At 72.5% G+C, this 17,518-nt stretch carries 11 protein-coding genes; 1 reads left to right on the plus strand and 10 read right to left on the minus strand.

The window, feature by feature from the left end; translation table 11 throughout:
- Positions 1 to 11: 11 nt before the first annotated feature.
- The 5 genes from AC07AZ_RS00820 to AC07AZ_RS00840 form a co-directional block, all read right to left on the minus strand.
- Positions 12 to 3,890 carry a glycoside hydrolase family 2 TIM barrel-domain containing protein gene (locus AC07AZ_RS00820; protein WP_478842336.1) on the minus strand — a complete coding sequence of 1,293 codons (3,879 nt, stop codon included), beginning with the start codon at positions 3,888 to 3,890 and terminating at the stop codon, positions 12 to 14.
- A gap of 685 nt (positions 3,891 to 4,575) precedes the next feature.
- A complete protein-coding gene (locus AC07AZ_RS00825) occupies positions 4,576 to 5,085 on the minus strand; it encodes an O-acetyl-ADP-ribose deacetylase (protein WP_478842338.1) in 510 nt (169 codons plus the stop codon).
- Positions 5,086 to 5,205: 120 nt separating this feature from the next.
- Entirely contained in the window at positions 5,206 to 6,615 is a 1,410-nt protein-coding gene (locus AC07AZ_RS00830; protein ID WP_478842340.1) for a phytoene desaturase family protein, read from the minus strand.
- A gap of 123 nt (positions 6,616 to 6,738) precedes the next feature.
- Positions 6,739 to 7,581, minus strand: a complete 843-nt coding sequence (locus tag AC07AZ_RS00835; RefSeq protein WP_478842342.1) for an inositol monophosphatase family protein — start codon at positions 7,579 to 7,581, stop codon at positions 6,739 to 6,741.
- Between the two features lie 109 nt (positions 7,582 to 7,690).
- Positions 7,691 to 9,613: a gamma-glutamyltransferase family protein gene (locus AC07AZ_RS00840; RefSeq protein WP_478842344.1), complete on the minus strand. Its 1,923-nt coding sequence runs from the start codon at positions 9,611 to 9,613 to the stop codon at positions 7,691 to 7,693.
- A 278-nt stretch (positions 9,614 to 9,891) separates the two neighbouring features.
- Here AC07AZ_RS00840 and AC07AZ_RS00845 point away from each other — a divergent pair, with 278 nt between their 5' ends.
- A complete protein-coding gene (locus tag AC07AZ_RS00845; RefSeq protein ID WP_478842346.1) occupies positions 9,892 to 10,563 on the plus strand; it encodes a hypothetical protein in 672 nt (223 codons plus the stop codon).
- Between the two features lie 25 nt (positions 10,564 to 10,588).
- Here the strand turns inward: AC07AZ_RS00845 and AC07AZ_RS00850 are convergent, their stop codons facing one another.
- The 5 genes from AC07AZ_RS00850 to AC07AZ_RS00870 all read right to left on the minus strand — a co-directional run bounded on the left by AC07AZ_RS00850 (position 10,589) and on the right by AC07AZ_RS00870 (position 17,502).
- On the minus strand, positions 10,589 to 12,115 hold the full coding sequence (locus tag AC07AZ_RS00850; RefSeq protein WP_478842348.1) for an NCS1 family nucleobase:cation symporter-1: 1,527 nt from the start codon (positions 12,113 to 12,115) through the stop codon (positions 10,589 to 10,591).
- A 146-nt stretch (positions 12,116 to 12,261) separates the two neighbouring features.
- The gene (locus tag AC07AZ_RS00855; protein ID WP_478842350.1) at positions 12,262 to 13,281 is read right to left on the minus strand and encodes a TIGR03842 family LLM class F420-dependent oxidoreductase; all 1,020 of its coding nucleotides are present in this window, start codon (positions 13,279 to 13,281) and stop codon (positions 12,262 to 12,264) included.
- Between the two features lie 11 nt (positions 13,282 to 13,292).
- A complete protein-coding gene (hydA, locus tag AC07AZ_RS00860; protein WP_478842352.1) occupies positions 13,293 to 14,693 on the minus strand; it encodes a dihydropyrimidinase in 1,401 nt (466 codons plus the stop codon).
- Positions 14,694 to 14,854: 161 nt separating this feature from the next.
- The gene (locus AC07AZ_RS00865; protein ID WP_478842354.1) at positions 14,855 to 15,697 is read right to left on the minus strand and encodes a nitrilase-related carbon-nitrogen hydrolase; all 843 of its coding nucleotides are present in this window, start codon (positions 15,695 to 15,697) and stop codon (positions 14,855 to 14,857) included.
- Between the two features lie 179 nt (positions 15,698 to 15,876).
- The gene (locus AC07AZ_RS00870) at positions 15,877 to 17,502 is read right to left on the minus strand and encodes a PucR family transcriptional regulator (protein ID WP_478842356.1); all 1,626 of its coding nucleotides are present in this window, start codon (positions 17,500 to 17,502) and stop codon (positions 15,877 to 15,879) included.
- Positions 17,503 to 17,518: the final 16 nt, after the last annotated feature.

A 17,518-nucleotide genomic window follows, 5' to 3' on the forward strand; every position in this document is an offset into this window, starting at 1 on the left:
CGGCGCGGTGGTCAGGTCGTGGGGTCGGTCGCCGTCGGGCGGCGCCACAGGGCCTGGGCCCGGTCCACTCCGGGCAGCGGGCGCAGCCGGTAGGTGTAGGCGTAGTCGCGGTCGGCGAACAGTTTGTACTCGTCGTGGGTGTGCGCGCCCCAGCTGTTGTCACCGCCGACGCCCATCTGCCGGTGGTTCAGCCGCAGCACGACCGACGCGCGCGGGGTCAGCTGGTAGTCGTGCCGGGCCCCGTTGGAGAGGTCCTCCGGAGTGAAGTGCGAGGCGTTGACCTCGATCAGCGGTTCGCCGCAGACGAGCAGCCCCGCGCCGTCGCGGCCGGTCAGCGCTGCCCAGCGGACGTCGGTCCGGTTGCCGTTCTCCTGCGGGCGGATGTAGGGCGTGCCCTGCTCGGCGACGGTGCCGGAGTAGAGGCCCACGTCCGTCCCGTCGTTACGGTCCCAGTAGTTCTCCTCGGGGCCGCGCCCGTAGTAGTGCAGCCGGTCGAGACGGGCCGGCAGGAACAGCAGGCTGCCGACCTCGGGGATGTACGGCAGACTCGCCGCGCCCGGGTGCAGCGTGTGGTCGATCTTGATCTCGCCGTTGCCGAAGACCGTGTAGGTGGTGGTGTACGCCGACTCGACCGTGGTCGGCAGGGTGCCGCTCACCTTGATCTCGACGGCCCTGTCCCGCAGCGCGCGCACGCCGACGCCGGTCACCTCGCGGTTCGTCCCGGCGTCGCGCCAGGTCTGGTTGCGGGTGTGCTGGCCGTTGCCGTGGTCGTTGTCGGTGGGTGCCCGCCAGAAGTTCGGCGCGGGCCCGGAGGTGAGCAACCGGGCGCCTCCGGCCTCGTAGGAGGTGATGGTCCCGGTGCGTTTGTCGACGGTGACGGAGAAGCCCCTGCCGGTGACTGTGACCGCGTCCTCGGCGTCCCGGTGGCGGAGTGCCGGAACGTGTGCCAGCGGTACGGCTGTCACGGCGGGGCTGCCCGCGTCGAAGGGGAGTTGCCGCGCCGCCACCTCGAAGCCGGCCTCGGCCCACCGCGTGGGTTCCCTGGTGGTGAAGGACAGCCGCAGGAAGTACTCCGCGCCCGGCGCCGGCTTGTCCGGCAGCCTCACGGGGACCGTGATGGTCTTGCCGGACAGCGGCGCCACGTCCAGCTGGTCGCGGGTGAGGCGGCCCCGCCGGACGACCTCTCCGTCAGCCGTCAGCTCCCAACGCCCGTCGAACTCGCGGAGGTTGGTGAACAGGTACTCGTTGGTGAGCGTGACGGCGCTCGCGCTGCCGGTGACGTCGATCGCCTGGTAGACGCGCTTGACCTCGGCGGCCTTGCCGGTGTGCGCGCGGTCCGCGGTGACGATGCCGTCCGCGCAGAAGTTGCCGTCGTTGGGGTTGTCGCCCCAGTCGCCGCCGTAGGAGAGGAAGGTCTTCCCCCGGGGGTTCCTCTCCTCGAAGCCGACGGTGGCCGCGTCGAACCAGAACCGCACGCCGTCGTCTCCGGGGCCTCGTCCGTCGGCGGCCAGTTCGGTGGCGCTCAGGGCGCGGGCGTAGACGCGCGCCCTGCGGATGGTGCCGCTGAACTCCCGGGTCGGGTTGTCGGCGTCGGTGGCGAGGGCGAGCGGGGCGGTGGTGCTGCTGGGCCGCCGGGTGGTGGCGCGGGTGGCGCGCGGCACGCCGTCGGCGTACAGGACGAGGGTGCCGGCGTCCGCGTCGAAGACACCCGCGACGTGGTGTTCGCGGCCGGTCCAGTCGGCCGGCAGCGCCCAGCTCACGCTGCTCCACCGGCCGCCGCCGTAGATGAGGAACTCCAGGTTGTCGTCGGACTGTCTCAGCGCGTACTGGGTGTCGCCCTTGGCCAGCACGGGCTGGTGATATCCCGTCACATGCGGGGTGATCCATGCCTCCAGGGTCAGCGAGCCGGTGAGGTCCAGGCGCGCGTCGCGGGCGAAGAGGGTGCCGCCGAAGACGCCGTCGGTGCGGTCGAAGCTGCCGCCGGGGGTGATGAGTTCGCCGCGCAGCAAGCCGGGCCCGGTCTCGGTGAACAGCTTGCGGGCCGGGGTGGGCCGGCTCAGCGCCTGGTCGACGAAGTCCCAGATCCAGCCGCCCTGCAGGACGTCGTGGTCGCGGACGACGTCCCAGTACTTCTTGAGGTTGCCGTTCGAGTTCCCCATCGCGTGGCAGTACTCGATCATGACGTACGGCCGGGTGTCGGCCGTGTCCCTGGCGCGGGCCTCGACGCGTGCGGGTGTCTCGTACATGGCGGAGCGGATGTCGCTGACGGCGGGCCGGTCGTCGCCCTCGTACTGGATGACGCGGGTGGGGTCGTAGGAGCGGATCCAGTCGTGCATGGCGACGAAGGTGCTCCCGCCGCCGGCCTCGTTGCCCAGCGACCAGATGACGACCGAGGCGTGGTTCTTGTCGCGGTGGACCATGTTCTGCGCGCGGGCCACGCAGGCCGCGCTCCAGTCGGCGTGGTCGCCGGGGTACTCGCCGCGGATGCCGTGGGTCTCCAGGTTGGTCTCGTCGACGAGGTACAGGCCGTACTCGTCGGCGAGTTCGAGCCACTGCGGGTTGTTGGGGTAGTGGGAGGTCCGGACGGAGTTCATGTTCATCCGCTTGATGATCCGGATGTCCTCGACCATGTCGGCGCGGGTGATCGAGGTGCCGCGGTCGGGGTGCGTCTCGTGCCGGTTGGTGCCCCGGATGGACACGGGCCTGCCGTTGATCCGCATCAGTCCGTCCCTGAGCGCGAACTCGCGCAGGCCGACGCGGTGCGAGAGGGTCTCGGTCACCTTTCCGGCCGGGTCGCGCAGGCGCAGCACGGCGGTGTACAGGTTCGGGTGCTCGGCCGACCAGAGCCGCGGGGCGGGTACGGCTCTCGCCGCACTCACGGTCGTCTCGGCGCCGGCGATCAGGTCCACGGCCTGCTGCAGCGGCCGGGGCCAGACCGCGTGGCCGTCGGCGTCGTAGAGTTGCGTCTCCACGGTGTGACGGCCACCGCCCTCGCCGCCGTAGTCGCGGACGCTCGCGGTGACCGACAGTTCGGCGGTCGTGTGGTCGTCGCCGAGCGGGGTCTCCAGTTTGAAGTCGCGCAGGTGGACGGCCGGGGTGGAGAACAGGTAGACCGAGCGGAAGATCCCGCTCAGCCGGATCATGTCCTGGTCCTCCAGCCAGTCGCCGTCCGAGTAGCGGTAGACCTCGACCGCGATCTGGTTGGTGCCGGGTCGCAGATGCGGGGTGATGTCGTACTCGGCGGGGGTGAAGGAGTCCTCGTGGTAGCCCACCAGCACGCCGTTGATCCACACGTAGTGCGCCGACTTGACGCCCTCGAAGTGCAGGAAGGTGCGCCGCCCGGCCCAGCCGCGGGGCACCGTGAAGCCGCGGCGGTACTGCCCGACCGGGTTGAAGCGGGTCGGCGCGGCCGGCGGCTGCGGTTCCTCGCCGAGGCCGTTGGGGCCCCAGTACGGATAGGTGATGTTGACGTAGATCGGGCGGTCGTAGCCGTGCACCTGCCAGGGCGAGGGGACCGGGATGGTGTCCCAGGACGTGTCGTCGAGGTCGGTGCGGTGGAAGTCGGTGTCGCGGTCGCCGGGGCGGTCGACGTGGGCGAAGCGCCAGGTGCCGTCCAGGCTCACCCGGTAGGGCGAGCGGGTGCGGTCGGCGGCCAGCGCCTGCGCGAGGTCCGCGTAGGGCATCAGCGTGGTGTGCGGTCGCTCGGTGCCCACCTGGAACAGGGCCATGTCGCCGTTCCACTCCGGCGCGCCGTCCGCCGCCGCGCGGAAGCGGGCCGCCTGTGCGGCGGCGCCGGGTGCGGCGGACAGGGCGAGCGCCCCGAGTGCGGCGGTCCCGCCTTCCAGGAGGCGGCGGCGGCTGACGGCGGAGGTCTCGTGCGGGTACGGCATGACCGTGGCCTTCCTCTGGACGACAGTGGGGTGCGCGAACCGAGGGAGCGTCAGCATGTCGGATGCTGTTGGAATACGGCAGTTGGGGGCGAGCCGGAAACGGACTGATGGTGACAAAGCGAACGATTGAGCCAGGGAAACCCTAGAACCCGCACACAAGCGAAGCAACGATCCTGTCGTTGTTTGTTGGTTCCTGGGCGGCGGACGCGGGGGCGACGACACCGGCCGAGGACGCGGGGGCCCGCGGGGCGACCGCCGTCCCGACGACCGGCCCTCCCGCAAGGCGACCGCCGTCCCGGCACGGCCCTCCCGCAAGGCGACCGCCGTCCCGGCACGGCCCTCCCGCAAGGCGACCGCCGTCCCGGCACGGCGGTCCCGCAAGGCGACCGCCGTCCCGGCACCGCGGTCCCCGCCGGGCAACCGTTTCCCCGGCGCCTCGGCCTCAATCCCCTCAACCGCCGGCCCCGCGGGACCGCCGCCCCGCCCCGGCGCCCCGGCATCGCGACCACCGTGCTCGCTCCGGGGCCCACCATCGCAGCCGCCGTCCCCGCACCGCGGCCCCGCCCGGGCAACGGTCGTCCGGCGACGCGGTCCCCACCCCGCAACCACCGTCCCCGCGCCGGCGCCCCGAACGCGCGACCACCGTCCCCGCGCCCGGGCCCCCGCCCAGCAACCACGGCCCCCGTCAGCGCAGTTGCGCGGCGAACGCCTCGTACGTCCGCTCCTCGAAGAGGACGAACCTGATCTCCTCGACCGACGTGGTGGTCCCCCGCACGGTCTCCACGGCGATCCGGGCCGCGTCCGCCACCGGCCAGCCGTAGATGCCCGCGGAGACGGCCGGAAAGGCGACCGTGCGGGCGCCCAGCTCGTCGGCGACCCGGAGCGACTCCCGGTAGCACGAGGCCAGCAGCTCCGACCGGTCCTCCTCGCGGCTGTGGCGCGGGCCCACCGTGTGGATCACCCAGCGCGCGTCCAGTTCGCCCGCGGTGGTGGCGACCGCCCGGCCCGTGGCGAGGCCCTTGCCGTAGTGCGAGGCGCGCAGCCGGCGGCAGTCGGCGAGGATCGCGGGACCGCCCCGGCGGTGGATCGCGCCGTCGACGCCTCCGCCGCCGAGCAGGGAGGAGTTCGCCGCGTTGACGATCGCGTCGACGCTTTCGCGCGTGATGTCGCCCTGGACGAGCGTGATGGTGGCCATGTCCGTCTTCTACCAGGACCGGCGGGCGGAATCGCGGCCATTTCGCCTTCCACCAGGACTGGCGGGCCGGAATGGCTACCGTTTCGCGTGCGGCGCGCGGAAGTGGCTCCGCGGGCCGCGTCACGTCCGGCGCAGCCGCTTCCACACCGCTCTGGCCGCGTTGTGCCCGGACATGCCGTGCACGCCCGGTCCGGGCGGGGTGGCCGAGGAGCAGATGAACACGGCGGGGTGCGGGGTGCCGTAGGGGAACAGGGAGAGTCTGGGGCGCAGCAGCATCTGGAGCCCGGAGACCGCGCCGCAGGCGATGTCCCCGCCGACGTAGTTGGCGTTGCGGGCGGCGAGTTCGGGCGGTCCGGCGGTCGCGCGGGCCAGCACGCGGTCCCTGAACCCTGGTGCGTAGCGCTCCAGTTGGCGTTCGATCGCGTCGGTGAGGTCCCCGGTCCAGCCGCTGGGCACATGACCGTACGTCCAGAAGACCTGCTTGCCGGCCGGGGCCCTCGTGGGGTCGGCGACGCCGGGCTGCACGGTGATGAGGAACGGCCGCTCGGGCGCGCGGCCCTCGCGGGACGCGGCCCGCAGTGCCGCGCCGATCTCCCCGCTGTCGGCGCCGATCTGCACGGTTCCGGCGGAGCGCGCCTCCTCCGCCGTCCACGGCACCGGGCCGTCCAGGGCGTAGTCGACCTTGAAGACGCCGGGGCCGTAGCGGTAGCCCGCGTAGTGGTTGCCGAAGCCCGCGATCCTCGCCAGGGCGGTGGGCGAGGTGTCGAAGACGTAGGCGCGGGCGGGCGGCAGGTCGTCGAGGCGCTTGACCTCGTAGTCGGTGTGGAGGGTGCCGCCGAGGTCCGTCAGGTAGGCGGCGAGGGCGTCGGAGAGGGACTGGGAACCGCCGCGCGCCACGGGCCAGCCGCGGGCGTGCGCCGCGAGGGCGAAGACCAAGCCGACGGCGCCGGTGGCGAACCCGGTGAGCGGGGCCATCACGTGCGCCGCCAGGCCGGCGAACAGGGTCTTGGCGCGCTCGTCGTGGAAACGGCGGGTCAGCCAGGCCGCGGGTGGCAGTCCGACGAGTCCGAAGCGGGCCAGGGTCACCGGGTCGCGCGGCAGCGCGGTGAGCGGCAGGGACATGAAGTCACGGACGAGCGTGTCCCACCGGGGCAGGAAGGGCTCGACCAGCCTGCGGTACGCCCCCGCGTCGCGCGGCCCGAACGAGGCAGCCGTCTCCGCGACCGAGCGGGAGAGCACGGCGGCGCTGCCGTCGGCGAAGGGGTGGGCCATGGGCAGGTCCGCGTGCAGCCATTCCAGGCCGTAGCGCTCCAGCGGAAGGGCGCGGAACGCGGGTGAGCTGATCGCGAGGGGGTGGGCCGCGGAGCACGGGTCGTGGCGGAAGCCGGGGAGGGTGAGCTCCTCGGTGCGCGCGCCGCCGCCCACGGTGTCCCGGGCCTCGAAGACGGCCACGGAGAAGCCGCGGCGGGCCAGCTCCACGGCGGCGGTCAGCCCGTTGGGCCCCGCACCCACCACGACCGCGTCGAGCATCGACGGCACCTTCGGACCCCTTCGTCAGCCGGTGACCAGAGGATCAGGATAGGCCGGGGAGCGGACGGCACCCGGTCCAGGTCGGTTTTCCCGGGCCGGACGCCCCCAGGGCCTCTCGCCGGATCAGGACGCGCTCAGCAGCTCCCGCACCCGGCGGGCCGTGGCCGCGTCGCGGGCCGCCGTGAACGGGAGTTCGTTGCCGCCTCTGATGCGGAACGGCTCGCCCGTGCGGGTGAGGTGGACGCCGCCCGCCTCCTCGACCAGCAGCAGGCCCGCCGCGTGGTCCCAGGCGGCCTCCCAGGAGAAGGCCGTGGCGTCCGACTCGCCCCGGGCGACGGCGAGGTACTCCAGGCCGGCCGAGCCGCACGCGCGCGGGGCCACGCCGTCCGTCCACAGGCCCAGCAGGGCACGCTTCTGCTCGTCCGTCGTGTAGTCCGGGTGGGACGTGGCCACCCGCAGGTCGCGGCCGGGTTCGGCCGGACCGGCGTACAGCCGCTCGCCGTCGAGGAACGCGCCCCCGCCGCGTATCGCCGTGGCCAGTTGGTCGCGCGCGGGCGCGTACGTCCACGAGGCGCGCACCACGCCGTCGAGCGCGAGCGCGACCAGGGTGCAGAAGCCGGGGTCGCCGTGCACGAACTGCCGGGTGCCGTCGACCGGGTCGACGATCCACACCGGTGCCTCGCCCTGGATCGCGCCGTACACCGCGGGGTTGGCGTGCACCGCCTCCTCGCCGACCACGACGGAGCCGGGCAGCAGGGCGCCGAGCGCCTCGGTGAGGTGCTGCTCGGCCTTGCGGTCGGCATCCGTCACCAGGTCGTGCGGGCCGGTCTTCTGGTCGACCTCGTGCGCGGCGAGGCGGCGGAAGCGGGGCAGGATCTCGGCGGCCGCCGCCTTGCGGACGGCTTCCTCCACGTCGGTGGAGTGGCGGGCGAGAAACTCGTCGATGGTTTCCGTGTTCTCGATCATGCCTCCATGAGAGCACGCGCCACTGACAATCCCCGCCCAGCCGGTGCACCACGGGTGGAATCGGCATGAACACCCGGCTCCGACGCACAGCCGCCCGAACCGCCCGGTCTCAGCGTCCGACGGCGTACCCCTGCATGCCGCGCGGGTTCGCGGCCGCCGACAGGACGCCGGTCCGCGGGTCGCGCGCGACCGCGCACAGGCGGCCCTCCGACCAGGCCCCGCCCACCGTCACGTCGTGGCCGCGCCGCCGCAGTTCCGTGACGACGGCCGGGTCGGTGCGGGACTCCACCGTGACACTTCCCGGTCGCGTGCCGCGCGGGTGGAAGGAGCCGGGGAAGCTGTCGTTGTGCCAGTTCGGGGCGTCGATGGCGCCCTGCAGGTCCAGGCCGCCGCGCACCTGCCCGCGCAGGGCGACCGCCAGGAAGAAGTGCAGCTGCCACTGGTCCTGCTGGTCCCCGCCGGGCGTGCCGAAGGCCAGCACCGGCACCCCGTCGCGCAGGGCGATCGAGGGGGTGAGCGTGGTGCGCGGACGGCGGCCCGGGGTGAGGGAGTTCGGCAGGCCCTCCTCCAGCCAGGTCATCTGGAGCCGGGTGCCGAGCGGGAAGCCCAGTTCGGGCACGACGGGGTTGGACTGGAGCCAGCCCCCGCTGGGCGTGGCCGCGACCATGTTGCCCCAGCGGTCGACGACGTCGAGGTGGCAGGTGTCCCCGCGGGTCGTCCCGTCGGCGGAGATGGCCGGCTCGCCGGGCGCGGGGGACGTCGGGTGTTCGGCGACGGTCGCCTCACCGGCCCGCCCGGCCGTCGGCCCGCCCGCCCGCGCGGTCACCGGCCCGCCGTCCCCCGCGTCCGCCGGCTCCCCGCCGAACGCCGCGGTCGGCTCGCCGGCCCCCGGGGGGTGGTGGCCGAGGGCGTGGCCATTCACCCCGCGCGCGTACACGCACAGGCGCGGGGTGCGCCCGCCCGGTGTGCCGGGCCGCAGTTCGTACGAGGCCGTGTCGCCGACGAGTTCACGCCGGGCCGCGTTGTACCGCGCCGAGAGCAGCTCACCCAGCGGCACCTCGGCAGCGTCCCCGTACCAGGCCTCCCGGTCGGCCATGGCCAGCTTGCAGCCCTCGATCAGCAGATGGACGTAGTCGGCCGAGCCGTACCGGGGCAACTCCCTTGGCAGCAGGGCTAGTTGTTGGAGGAGGACGGGGCCCTGGCTCCAGGGGCCCGCCTTGCAGAGGGTCCAGCCGTTCCAGTCGTACGTCGCCGGCGCCTCGTAGGCCGCGGACCACCCGGCGAGGTCGTCGGCCGTCAGGGTGCCGGTGTGGCGTTCGCCGCTGGTGTCCAGGGTGGGCCGGCCCGACTGCCGCACCAGGGCGTCGGCGATGAAGCCGGTGCGCCACACCTCCCGTGCCGCCTCGATCTGGCCCACCCGGTCCCCGGCGCCGGCGACCTCGGCGAGCAGCCGTTTCCAGGTGGCGGCGAGGGCGGGGTTGCGGAAGAGCTCCCCCGGCCGGGGCGCCTTCCCGCCGGGCAGGTACACGTCCGCCGACGAGGTCCACTCCGTCTCGAACAGCTCCCGTACCGTCTCGACGGCCGCGCCGACGTTCTCCACCGGCGCGTGCCCGTGCTCGGCGTAGCCGACGGCGTACGCGAGGACGTCGGCGAGGGGTTTCGTGCCGTGGTCGCGCAGCAGGAGCATCCAGGCGTCGAAGGCGCCGGGGACGGCGGCCGCGAGCGGGCCCGTCCCCGGGACCAGTTCGAGACCGAGGTCCCGGTAGTGGGCGACGGTCGCACCGGCCGGCGCGACGCCCTGGCCGCACAGGACCCGGACCTCGCCGCCCGCCGGGGCGAGCAGGATCGGCACCTCGCCGGCCGGGCCGTTGAGGTGCGGCTCGACGACGTGCAGCACGAAGGCGCCGGCCACCGCCGCGTCGTAGGCGTTGCCACCGCCCTCCAGCACGGCCATCGCCGACTGCGAGGCCAGCCAGTGGGTGGACGACACCATCCCGAAGGTGCCCTGGAGGGTGGGGCGGGTGGTGAACACGGGCGGACTCCTCACTGCGCGGCGGCCGGTCCGGCGATCGTACGCACCGCGTTTCCCCGCGCCTTCGGGCCTCACCCCGCCGGGACGGACCCGGGAGCGGACCCGCGCACCCACACTCCCCGAGACATAACGGGACACACAACGCATCGACCGCGAGCCCCCGTCACCGCACGGGCACGGAGCGAGTTCGGCCTTCCGCCCCACAGGGACTCGTGTGACACTGGCGTCCCCCGCCCGCCGTGCGGACCTCCGCACCCTCCCCCCACGAGAAGTGCGCTGTGCAATCCCTGCCTCTGCCGCTCACCCTCACCGCGCGCCTGTCACCGGTCGTCGTGCTCGCCGCGGCCGGCTGGGCGCTGTCGTCCGGCCCGCTCGCCCCGGCGCCGAAGACGGAACACAGGGCGGACGGGGGGAAGACGGCCACCCAGTCGCCCACCGCCCCCTCGACGTCGGCCGCCTCGAAGACGTACGCCGCCGCGCCCGCGCCCTGCGGCAGCGTGACCACGAAGACGATCACGGCGCTGGTGCCGGGCGCCAAGACGGCGGGCAAGGAGATCCCCTCCACGGACACGAAGGCGCGCCGCACCTGCTCCTGGAACGCGCTCAAGGGCTTCGACTACCGCTGGCTCGACGTGTCCTTCGAGCTCACCGCCTCCGACGAGGCGGCACGGAAGTCGTACCAGGAGCGTCTCGCGGACAAGAGCGGCGGCGGGGCCGTCCCCGGGCTCGGCGACGCGGGGTACTCCGTCGTCAACCTGACCACCGAGGACAAGCAGCAGACGCGCGAGGGTGTGGTGATCGCCCAGGTGTCCAACGCGCTGGTGGTCGTCACCTACAACGGCAGCGACTTCGAGACGAAGAAGGCGCCGGGCACGGACGTGATCAACAAGGGCGCCATCAAGGCCGCCAAGGAGGCGGTGGCGGCGCTGGAGGGCGGCCAGAAGGTCTGACCGCCCCCCTTTCGCGGCGCCGGTCCTATGCCTCCAGGCGGTCCCTGCCCCGCGCCAGCATCAGCGCGAGATACAGCACCATCGAGGTGCCCAGGCCCACCGCCCAGCCGTAGTCGGCGAGCGACTTCAGCGCGGGGACCGGCCGGCCGTCGACCAGCGGGTGGAAGTCCGCGCCGCCGACGGCCAGCACGCCGCCGGCCAGGAAGGCGGCCACGGCCCGCCAGTTCCAGCCGCCGTCGTACCAGTAGCGCCCGCCGGCGCGGTACAGGTCGGTGAGGTCGAGCTTGCCGCGGCGCAGGATCCAGTAGTCGGCGATGAGGATGCCGGCGACCGTGCCGAGCAGGCCGCCGACCAGGCCGAGCCAGGTGAAGATGTAGCCCTGCGGGTCCGAGTACAGCTTCCACGGGAAGATCAGCACGCCGAGCACGCAGGTGGTGAGCGCTCCGGCCCGGAAACTGACCTTCCGGGGCGCGATGTTGGAGAAGTCGAAGGCCGGCGAGACCAGGTTGGCCGCGATGTTCACGGACAGGGTCGCCACCAGCACCGTGACCAGTGCGAACAGCAGGCCCACGACGTTGTCGGTCTTGGCGGCCAGCTGTACCGGGTCCCAGACGGTCTCGCCGTAGACGGCCTGCGAGCCGGAGGTCACCAGCACCGACAGGAAGGCGAACAGGGTCATGGTGGTGGGCAGACCCAGTGCCTGTCCCCAGGTCTGCGCCTTCTGGCTCTTGCCGTAGCGGGTGAAGTCGGGGATGTTCAGGGACAGCGTCGACCAGAAGCCGATCATGCCCATGAGGGACGGCCAGAACAGCTTCCAGAAGTCGGCGCCCCAGCCGAGCTTGGAGGGCTGGTCGAGCAGCGGGCCGAACCCGCCCGCCTTGTTGCTCATCCAGATCAGCATGACCAGCGCGCCGACGAGCACGAAGGGCGCCGCCCAGTTCTCGAAGCGGCGGATCGTCTCCATGCCCCGGTAGATGATCGCGATCTGCAGCACCCAGAACAGCGCGAACGACAGCCACATGGTCCAGGCGTAGCCGCCTATGTGCGAGGCGTTCGCCCAGCTGTCGCCGATCAGTTTGCCGGCCAGGAAGTAGATCGCCTCGCCGCCGATCCAGGTCTGGATGCCGAACCAGCCGCAGGCCACCAACGCCCGTACGACGGCGGGGAGGTTGGCGCCGCGGACCCCGAAGGAGGCACGGGCGAAGACCGGGAAGGGAATGCCGTACTTGGGTCCCGCGTGCCCGGTGAGCAGCATCGGGACCAGCACGATCAGGTTGGCCAGGGCGATGGTGAACACCGCCTGCTTCCAGTCCATGCCGACGGCGATCAGTCCGGAGGCCAGGGTCCAGGAGGCGGTGTTGTGGGCCATGCCGACCCACAGTGCGGAGAAGTTGTACGTGGTCCAGGTGCGCTTCTCCACCGGAACCGGCAGCAGGTCCGCGTTGGCGTAGGGGCCGCTCGGGGCGGAGGCGCCCGGGGCGAGCTCCACCCGGCCGTCGGCGAGGGTGACTTGGGCGGACGGCGGTATGGCCGTGGGAGCGGTGTCGGTCATGGGCAGGCCAATCGATCAGGTGGGACGGGAGAGGCCGTGCGGGCGGTGCCGGTGGGGGGTGCTGCCCCCTTCCCGGAGCGGGACGACGGGAAGGGGGAGATCGGAGGGAACCGGAGGGAGGGGAGGCCGGGCGGGGGACCGGCGGGTCAGCCGTTGACGGCCGGGATCACCGTCGCGCCGTACGCGTCGATGGTGGCTTCCTGGGCGTCGTGCATGTCGTAGACGGCGAACTGGTCGACGCCCAGCTCGCGCAGCGCGTTCAGCTTCTCGATGTGTGCCTCGGGCGGGCCGATGAGGCAGAACCGGTCGACGATCTCGTCGGGCACGAACTGGGTGTCGGGGTTGTCGCTGCGCCCGTGGTGCGAGTAGTCGTAGCCCTCGCGGGCCTTGATGTAGTCGGTGAGTTCGTCGGGGACGGCGCCGGAGTGCTCGCCGTACTTGGAGACCAGGTCGGCCACGTGGTTGCCGACCATCCCGCCGAACCAGCGGCACTGGTCGCGCGCGTGGGCGAGGGCCTCGGGCGAGTCGTCCGCGGTGACGTAGGCGGGCGCGGCGACGCAGATCTTCACCTCGGACGGGTCGCGCCCGGCGGCGGCGGCCGCGTCCTTCACCGCCTTGACCATGTACTCGGTGAGGTAGAGGTCGGCGAGCTGGAGGATGAACCCGTCGGCCTCCTCGCCGGTCATCTTCAGCGCCTTGGGTCCGTACGCGGCCATCCACACGGGGAGTTCGGCGCCCGGCTTGATCCACGGGAACCTGATCACCGTACCGCCGAGGTCGGCCTCCTCGCCGCGGCCCAGGGCCCGGATGACCTTCATCGCCTCGCTGATGCGGGCCAGCGTGTTGGGCTTGCGGCCCGCGACCCGCATCGCGGAGTCGCCGCGGCCGATGCCGCACACCGTGCGGTTGCCGAACATGTCGTTGAGGGTGGCGAAGGTGGAGGCGGTGACCTCCCAGGTGCGGGTGCCCGGGTTGGTGACCATCGGGCCGATCGTCAACTTCGTCGTGTTGGCGAGGATCTGACTGTAGATCACGAAGGGTTCCTGCCAGAGCACGGCGGAGTCGAAGGTCCAGCCGTGGGTGAAGCCGCCCCGCTCGGCACGCTTCATCAGGCTGACGACCCGCGAGGCCGGCGGATCGGTCTGTAGGACGAGTCCGAAGTCCATGAGCGCCACTCCTAGTTGAGGTACTGACAGGTGGAGCGCGGGGTGTAGACGCCGTGACCCGCGCGTCCGGTGTACTCCCGCTCGGTGATGACGCTCTCGCCCCGCGAGAGGACCGTCTCGACGCGGCCGGTGAGGCGCCTGCCCTCGTACGCCGAGTAGTCGACGTTCATGTGGTGCGTCTCGGCGGACACGACCTGTTCTGCGTGCGGGTCGTAGACGACGATGTCGGCGTCGGCGCCCGGGGCGATGGTGCCCTTCTTCGGGTACATGCCGAACATGCGGGCCGGGGTGGCGCAGGCGATCTCGATCCAGCGGCGGCGTGTGATGTGTCCGTCGACGACGGCCTGGTGGAGCAGGTCCATACGGTTCTCGACGCCCGGCAGACCGTTGGGGATCTTGGAGAAGTCGCCCCGGCCGAGCTCCTTCTGGCCCACGAAGCAGAAGGGGCAGTGGTCCGTCGACACCACCTGGAGGTCGTTGGTGCGCAGGCCCCGCCACAGCGCCGCCTGGTGTTCGCGGGGCCTGAGCGGGGTGCTGCACACGTATTTCGCGCCCTCGAAGCCGGGCTCCGCGAGGTTGTCGGTGGACAGGAACAGGTACTGCGGGCAGGTCTCGCCGAACACGTTCAGGCCCTCGTCGCGGGCCCGGGCCAGTTCGGCGACCGCCTCCTGCGCGGAGACGTGCACGACGTACAGGGGCGCGCCCGCGACCTGCGCGAGCTTGATGGCCCGGTGGGTGGCCTCCGCCTCCAGGAGCGCCTTGCGGACCTCGCCGTGGTAGCGGGGGTCGGTCTCGCCGCGGGCGAGGGCCTGTTCCACCAGGACGTCGATGGCGATGCCGTTCTCGGCGTGCATCATGATCAGGCCGCCGTTGTCGGCGGAGCGCTGCATGGCGCGCAGGATCTGGCCGTCGTCGCTGTAGAAGACGCCCGGATAGGCCATGAACTGCTTGAAGGAGGTGACACCTTCCTCGACGAGGTGGTCCATCTCCTTGAGCGTTGCCTCGTTCACGTCGGAGACGATCATGTGGAAGCCGTAGTCGATCGCGCAGTTGCCCTCGGCCTTGGCGTGCCAGGCGTCCAGGCCCGCGCGCAGGGACTGCCCGACGCTCTGCACCGCGAAGTCGACGATCGTGGTGGTACCGCCCCAGGCGGCGGCCCGGGTGCCGGTCTCGAAGGTGTCGGAGGCGAAGGTGCCGCCGAACGGCAGCTCCATGTGGGTGTGGACGTCGACCCCGCCCGGGATGACGTACTTGCCGGTGGCGTCGATGGTCCGCTCGGCGGTCCACGCCTCGGCGGCCGCGGTGCCGGACGCGGCGAGGGCGGCGATCCGGCCGTCCTCGATCAGGACGTCGGCGTGGATCTCGTCGGACGCGGTGATGACGAGGCCACCACGGATGACGGTACGGCTCATGCTCGCTCTCCTTCCGGTCGTGCGTGCGCTCGTGCGTGCACTGAGGGAGTCCCGCTGCTGTCGGGGGCTGTGGTCAACGCTGTTTCCTCACAGGGGAGCCGATGGGGCCCCGCGGGCCCGGCCCCCGTGCGCCGGGCCCGCGGGCGCTGGTCCGGTGCCGGTCAGGGGGCGGTGAGCGGGGAGTACGCGTCGGGACGGCGGTCGCGGTAGAACTGCCAGCGGTCGCGCACCTCGCGCAGCTTGGCCAGGTCCAGGTCGCGTACGACCAGTTCCGTCTCCTTGTCGCCGGCCACCTCGCCGACGAACTGGGCCTCCGGGTCGACGAAGTACGACGTCCCGTAGAAGTCGTTGTCGCCCAGTTCCTCGACACCGACCCGGTTGATGGCGCCGACGAAGTACTCGTTGGCGGCGGCCGCGGCCGGCTGCTCCAGCTGCCACAGGTAGGCGGACAGACCGCGGGAGGTGGCCGAGGGGTTGAAGACGATCTCGGCGCCCTCCAGGCCGAGCGCGCGCCAGCCCTCCGGGAAGTGCCGGTCGTAGCAGATGTACACGCCGATCTTCCCGACGGCGGTCTCGAAGACGGGCCAGCCGCTGTTGCCCGGGCGGAAGTAGAACTTCTCCCAGAAGCCGGGCACCTGCGGGATGTGGTGCTTGCGGTACTTGCCGAGGTACGAGCCGTCCGCGTCGATCACGGCGGCGGTGTTGTAGAGGACGCCGGGCTGCTCCTCCTCGTACATCGGCAGGACGAGGACGAGGCCCAGTTCCCTGGCGAGTGCCTGGAAGCGCTGGACGATCGGGCCGTCGGGGATGTGCTCGGCGTACTCGTAGAACGCCTTGTCCTGGACCTGGCAGAAGTACGGTCCGTAGAACAGCTCCTGGAAGCACAGGACTTGGGCACCCTGCGCGGCGGCGTCGCGGGCCGCCTGCTCGTGCACCTGGATCATGGACTCCTTGTCGCCCGTCCAGGCGGTCTGGAAGAGGGCGGCACGGATCACTGTGCTCATCGGGACCTCCGGTCGCTCGGTGTGCGAGAAGACTAGGAAGTCCGGAAACGGGCGTTGAGTTGCACGGTGTCACGTCTGCGGGCACGGGGCGTGCCACGGTGTCACCCTGTCGTGGGCCCATGTTTCACCGCCGTTTTCCCAGGTGGTTCTACGTTTCCGCACTGTTTCCCGGTGTCGTCTCACGCCTGTTGCGCGTCGTGCGCGAGGAGCGCGATGTGCACCGAGGCGGCCTGCTCGAAGTCGTCGAGGTCCACGCCCAGCCGGGCCTGTATCGCCTCCAGGCGGCGGTAGAGCGCGGGCCGGGACACGTGGTGCAGCTGGGCCGTGCGGGACTTGTTGCGGCCGCTGGCGAGATAGGTCCGCAGGACGGCGAGCAGGTCCTCACCGGCCGCGCACAGCAGCCCGTCCAGTTCACGTTCCGCGAAGGACTGCACGTGCGGGTCGTCGCGCAGCAGTCTGATCAGGCCGCGCAGATGCACGTCCTTGAGGCGTACGACGGCGGGCAGGTCGAGGGCGGCCGAGGTGTCGGCCACGGCGTCGGCGACGTGCTGCGCCTCGCGCAGGCCGGCCGGCACGTCGTCCCAGGCGGTGCGCGCGTCGGCGGCGGCCACCACCGCCTTCGTGGACCCCGACTCCGAGCGCAGCCGGGCCGCGAAGTGCGCGGTGAGCGCCTGGTCGTCCTGGTCGCGGGCGAGGCTGAGCAGGACGGCGGTGCCCCGGTCGGCCAGCTCGGCGACGAGCCCGGTCAGGCCCAGCATGCGCAGGACCCGGCCGAGCTGGGCCGGCTCGCCGTGCTGGACGACCAGCGGGACGAAGGTGCGCCGGTTGACGGGCAGTCCGGCCGCGCGGGCCCGCGCCAGCAGCTGCCGCGCCGGTACGACCCCGGAGACCAGGTCGGTCAGCAGGCTCTGCGCGGACTGCTCCTCCCAGGTGTGCGCGGAGGTGCCGCCGAGCATGCGGTGCAGGACGAGGGCCTCGGCGGCGCGGTCGGCGAGCAGGCGTCCGGTGGCGGTGTCGCCGCGGTGCCCGCACAGCATGATCCGGCCCCAGCGCTCCCCGCGCCCGGCCAGTTCGGCGCGGACCCAGCCGTCGACCTCGCTGCCGCCGGCCTGCCGGGAGATGCGCTCCCAGTCGCGCAGCACGTCGTCGACGGCCGGCCGCTCCCCCGCGGTGGCGAGGACGCGGTGGGCGAGGTTGGTGACGACGACGGGGCAGCCGCCGTGCTGCGCGATCTCGTCGAGCAGGCGCTGCAGGGGCGCGCCCGCGGTGATGAGTCCGGTGAGCGCGGTCCGCACCGCCTCCGAGAGGCTGACGGCGGCGAACTCCCGCCGCACCAGCCGGGACTGGACCTCCTCCGTCAGCGCGGCGAAGGGGAACGGCCGGTGCAGCACGATCATGGGCAGTCCGCAGCGTTCGGCGGCCCGGCGCATCACGTCCGGCGGCGCCGGGAAGGCACGGCCCAGTCCGAGCACGACGGCCGCGGCCTCCGCGCGGTGCAGGGACTGGATGTACTCGGCCTGCGCGGCCTCGTCGCCGGCGAGCAGCACGCCGGTGGTGAGGACCATCTCGCCCCCGGTGAGCATCACGCCGACGTCGGGGGCCTCGGCCACGTGCACCCAGCGCACCGGCCGGTCGAGCCGGCCGGCGCCGGCCACCACCTCGGGCTCGCCGGCGAGCACGCGCTCCAGGGTGAGGACCTGGCGCACCGACAGGGTCGGCTCCAGCTGCTTGGGGTGGTCCGGGTGCTCCAGCTGCTTGGGGTGGTCCGGGTGCTCCAGCTGCTTCGGGTGCTCCGGGACGGTCATCGCGGCGCCCTCCTCT

The sequence above is a fragment of the Streptomyces sp. NPDC043878 genome (genome assembly GCF_056435735.1).